The following is a 3,858-nucleotide window of genomic DNA, read 5'->3' on the forward strand; positions in this document are numbered from 1 at the left end:
AGGCACCGTTCGGCCGGGGGATCAATTTGCAGATGGAGCTGACCGACATCCAGCCGCTACTCGACCGGTTGCAGAGCGCCGGCATTACGCTTTTTCGGCAGCCCACTGAAGCCTGGTATCCGGTGGGAGATATGCTGGCTGGGCAGCGCGAATTTTTGCTGCAGGATCCCGATGGTTATTTGTTACGGTTTGTTCAATATCTGGGGGAACGACCGGCTGACTGACCAGGATTACAATTTAACCTAATGATTTTAAAGGATTGTCAGGTGGATGTCGGCCATCTGTCGTGTCACCTTTCGCGGCGCAAGCCCTATGCTGGCCCTGTCAATTACCACAAGGAGTTCGAGATGATCGTCAGGAAGTTGAGATTGCAACGGGGTTGGTCCCAGGATCAGTTGGCGACGTTGACTGGTTTGAGTGTCCGCACTATTCAGCGGATCGAGCAGGGGCAGCAACCCGGATTGGAATCCCTCAAAGCCCTGGCCTCCGTCTTTGAACTCGATGTGGCTCAACTGGATGGGTCAGAGCAACAGGAGCGCGAGATGAGAGGGAATGAAATGACAGATAGAAGCGTGTTACAGGTATCGATGGAAGAGCAGGCAGCCATGCGTTATGTGGAGAGGCTCAAGGGCTTCTATTACCATGCTGTTAGTTATTTTTTGGTGATGTGCGGGCTATTTGTGATCAACTACCTGAGCAATCCGGAGTACATCTGGGCCAGGTGGTCAGCTCTGGGGTGGGGGTTAGGACTGGCATCCCATGGTATCAGTGTGTACCAACCCTTCAAGCTATTTGGCCCTGAGTGGGAGCGTTGCCAGATCGAGAGGCGACTGGGGTGCAAGCTGTAACGTACTCCTCCCATAAAACAGAGAACAGGGCACAAAAAAACAGAAAGCCCGGCAGGTTGCCGGGCTTTGTGATTGGTGCGGGTCTTGGCAATCAGTGCGGCATGCAGCGCCGCCCTAGCTGGCGTGAACCGGGCAGGGGGTGGCGATCAGGGCATCATCCTCGTAGCGCCACAGAGTGAGACTGTTGCCCCAGACGCAGCCGGTATCGAGCGCCTTGATATCCTGCTTGCCGGTGTTGCCCATCAGGGCCGCCCAGTGGCCGAACACCAGGATAGGGTCATCCACGTGGTGTTCACGTTGCTCGAACCAGGGGCGCAGGCCGGGTGTGGACTCTCTAGGACCCTTCTTGCACTTGAACTCGAGCCGGCCGTCGAAATAGCAGAAGCGCATGCGGGTGAAGGTGTTGATGATGTAGCGATAGCGCTCTATCCCCACCAGCTCGTCTGTCCAGCCATCGGGCTGATCACCATACATGTTGTGCAACAGCCACTGGTACTGGTCGCCGCGCAGCAAGCTCTCCACTTCGCGGGCGCAGTTGCGGGCGGTGCGGGCGTCCCACGCCGGAGAGATGCCGGCATGCACCATCATGATGGGCAGGTCGGGAGACTCCGCCAGCAGGGGGCGATGGCGTAACCACGTCAGCAGCTCGTCCCGATCCGGGGCTTCCATCAGGGTTTGCAGCTTGTCTTTCTTCTTGAGCGGCGCGACACCATCGGCCACCGCCAGCAGGTGAAGGTCGTGGTTGCCGAGCACGGTGACGGCGCGGCTTCCCAGCGACTTGACGAAGCGCAGTGTGTTGAGGGAGTCCGGGCCGCGGGCGACCAGGTCGCCGCAGAGCCAGAGCACGTCGTTGCCGGGATCGAACTTTGCGAGATCCAGCAGACGGCGCAAGTCGTCGTGGCAGCCTTGGATATCGCCAACAAAACAGTTCGCCATGAAACCTCAGTTAATAATGTGGGGGACGGCCAAGGTAAAAGGCGCTATGGGCGCTTCGAACGGCTGCCCTGACGCATCTTGCAGGGTATAGCTCCCTTCCATCACCCCAACGGGAGTGTCGAGCGGCACGCCGCTCTGATAGCGAAAGGTCTCCCCTTCCGCAATCAGGGGCTGCTCCCCGACGACGCCGGGGCCCTCGACTTCCAGCATCTTGCCATTGGCATCCGTGATGAGCCAGCGCCGGTGCAGCAGCTGCGCCGGGCCGGGCCCCAGGTTCTCAATTTCGATCAGATAGTGGAACTGGTAAGGGTCTTGGGTATCCGCCACATAACTGGGGTATGGGCGGATCACTATGTGCGGGTGTGCCACGGGATCAGGCCTGTTGCTGATCCGCCAGCCAGTTGGCGATCATGACGAACTGCTCCAGGGAGAGATTCTCCGGGCGCAGGTTGCCATCGATCCCAAGCTCGGTCAGCTGGGCGTCGGTAATGAAGTTGGCGAAGCTGTTGCGGATGGTCTTGCGACGCTGGCCAAAGCCTTCGGTACAGACGCGGCTCAGGCAGCGGATGTCTTTGGCGACTATGGTCGGGTTTTTGTGCGGCATCAGGCGCACTACGGCAGAGTCGACCTTGGGGGCGGGTTTGAAGGCGCCCGGGCCCACTTCCAGCACTGGCACTACCTGACAGTAGTACTGAACCATGACGCTCAGGCGGCCATAGGCTTTGCTGCCAGGACCAGCACACATCCGCAATACCACTTCTTTTTGCAGCATGAAGTGCATGTCTTCTACCCGGTCGGCGAACTCGCACAGGTGGAAGATCAGCGGCGTGGAGATGTTATAGGGCAGGTTGCCGAAGATGCGCAGCGGCCCCTTGCCTTCACCCATCAGGGTGCCGAAGTCGAAGCGCATGGCGTCGGCCTCGATCACGGTCAGCTTGTCCTTGAGGGTCGGATGCTCACGCAGGCGCGCGGCCAGATCCCGGTCAAGTTCGACCACGGTCATTTTGTCCATCTGGGAGGCGACCGGTTCGGTCAGCGCGGCCAGACCCGGACCTATCTCCACCAGGTTCTGCCCCGGTTGAGGGTTGATGGCGGCCACTATCTGATCGATCACATAGCGGTCGTGCAAGAAGTTCTGACCGAAACGCTTACGGGCCGTGTGGCCCATGTGCACCTTGTTGCTCTGCACCTTACTGCTCATATCTTTTTTTCTCTACCATCTTGATGGCGTGGTTAATCGCGGTGATCAGACTGCCAGGATCCGCCAGGCCCTTGCCTGCGAGATCCAGCGCAGTGCCGTGATCCACCGAAGTGCGGATGAAAGGAAGTCCAAGGGTGATATTGACCGAACTGCCAAAGCCCTTGTATTTGAGCACGGGCAGTCCCTGGTCGTGGTACATGGCGAGTACCGCATCCGCATCCTTGAGGTATTTGTCCTGGAACAGGGTATCGGCTGGCAGAGGGCCGACCAGATCGATCCCCTCCTGGCGCAAGCCGGCCAGGGCGGGTTCGATCACGTCAATCTCTTCACGGCCGAGATGGCCCCCTTCCCCGGCGTGGGGATTGAGGCCGCAGACGTAAATTCGGGGGTTGGCGATGCCAAACTTGGTTTTGAGATCCGCATCCAGGATGCGGATCACCTTGCCGAGGCGATCTTCGGTGATCGCCATCGCCACGTAGGCCAGCGGGATATGAGTGGTTGCCAGCGCCACCCGCAAGCCTTCCGTCGCCAGCAGCATCACCACAGCGGCGGTGTCAGACTGCTGGGCGAAGAATTCGGTGTGACCACTGAACGAGACTCCCGCCTGGTTGATGATCCCCTTGTGTACCGGGCCGGTCACCACGGCGGAAAACTCGCCGCTGAGGTTGCCGTCACAGGCGCGCTGCAGGGTCGCCAGCACATAGGCGCCGTTGCCCTCATCGAGTTCACCCGCTGCCACGGGGGCACCCAGGGCCACAGGACAGAGGGTCAGGGTACCTGCTCGCTGCGGCTGGGCAGGGGTGTTGGCATCATAGGGATTCAGTTCGATGGGCAGCCCCAGCAGGGCGGCCCGTTCGAGCATCAGGGCAGGAT

The 3,858-nt window shown here is 59.8% G+C and carries 5 protein-coding genes and 1 pseudogene; 2 read left to right on the top strand and 4 right to left on the bottom strand.

The annotated features are described in order from the left end of the window. A pseudogene (locus AAC083_RS23450) lies at positions 1-224 on the top strand (VOC family protein); the annotation flags it as partial. Positions 225-347: 123 nt separating this feature from the next. Next, on the top strand, positions 348-848 hold the full coding sequence (locus AAC083_RS21255) for a 2TM domain-containing protein (RefSeq protein ID WP_108537650.1): 501 nt from the start codon (positions 348-350) through the stop codon (positions 846-848). Positions 849-962: 114 nt separating this feature from the next. On the opposite strand, the gene AAC083_RS21260 is transcribed toward AAC083_RS21255, so the two are convergent. The 4 genes from AAC083_RS21260 to pdxA all read right to left on the bottom strand — a co-directional run. Continuing rightward, positions 963-1,784 carry a symmetrical bis(5'-nucleosyl)-tetraphosphatase gene (locus AAC083_RS21260; RefSeq protein WP_108537649.1) on the bottom strand — a complete coding sequence of 274 codons (822 nt, stop codon included), beginning with the start codon at positions 1,782-1,784 and terminating at the stop codon, positions 963-965. Between the two features lie 6 nt (positions 1,785-1,790). Beyond that, positions 1,791-2,153: a Co2+/Mg2+ efflux protein ApaG gene (gene apaG / locus AAC083_RS21265; protein ID WP_042035091.1), complete on the bottom strand. Its 363-nt coding sequence runs from the start codon at positions 2,151-2,153 to the stop codon at positions 1,791-1,793. A 4-nt stretch (positions 2,154-2,157) separates the two neighbouring features. Continuing rightward, on the bottom strand, positions 2,158-2,985 hold the full coding sequence (gene rsmA / locus AAC083_RS21270) for a 16S rRNA (adenine(1518)-N(6)/adenine(1519)-N(6))-dimethyltransferase RsmA (protein WP_181364847.1): 828 nt from the start codon (positions 2,983-2,985) through the stop codon (positions 2,158-2,160). Beyond that, positions 2,975-3,858, bottom strand: an 884-nt coding sequence (gene pdxA / locus AAC083_RS21275) for a 4-hydroxythreonine-4-phosphate dehydrogenase PdxA (RefSeq protein ID WP_108537652.1), incomplete at its 5' end; no start/stop codon positions are given. The genes pdxA and rsmA, both read right to left, overlap by 11 nt.

It is taken from the genome of Aeromonas sp. HMWF014 (genome assembly GCF_963878295.1).
In the GTDB taxonomy this organism is placed as follows: domain Bacteria; phylum Pseudomonadota; class Gammaproteobacteria; order Enterobacterales; family Aeromonadaceae; genus Aeromonas; species Aeromonas popoffii.

Coding starts and splice junctions, on each gene's coding strand:
- AAC083_RS21255 (WP_108537650.1), top strand. CDS start 348: ATGATCGTCAGGAAGTTGAGATTGCAACGGGGTTGGTCCCAGGATCAG.
- AAC083_RS21260 (WP_108537649.1), bottom strand. CDS start 1,784: ATGGCGAACTGTTTTGTTGGCGATATCCAAGGCTGCCACGACGACTTG.
- rsmA (WP_181364847.1), bottom strand. CDS start 2,985: ATGAGCAGTAAGGTGCAGAGCAACAAGGTGCACATGGGCCACACGGCC.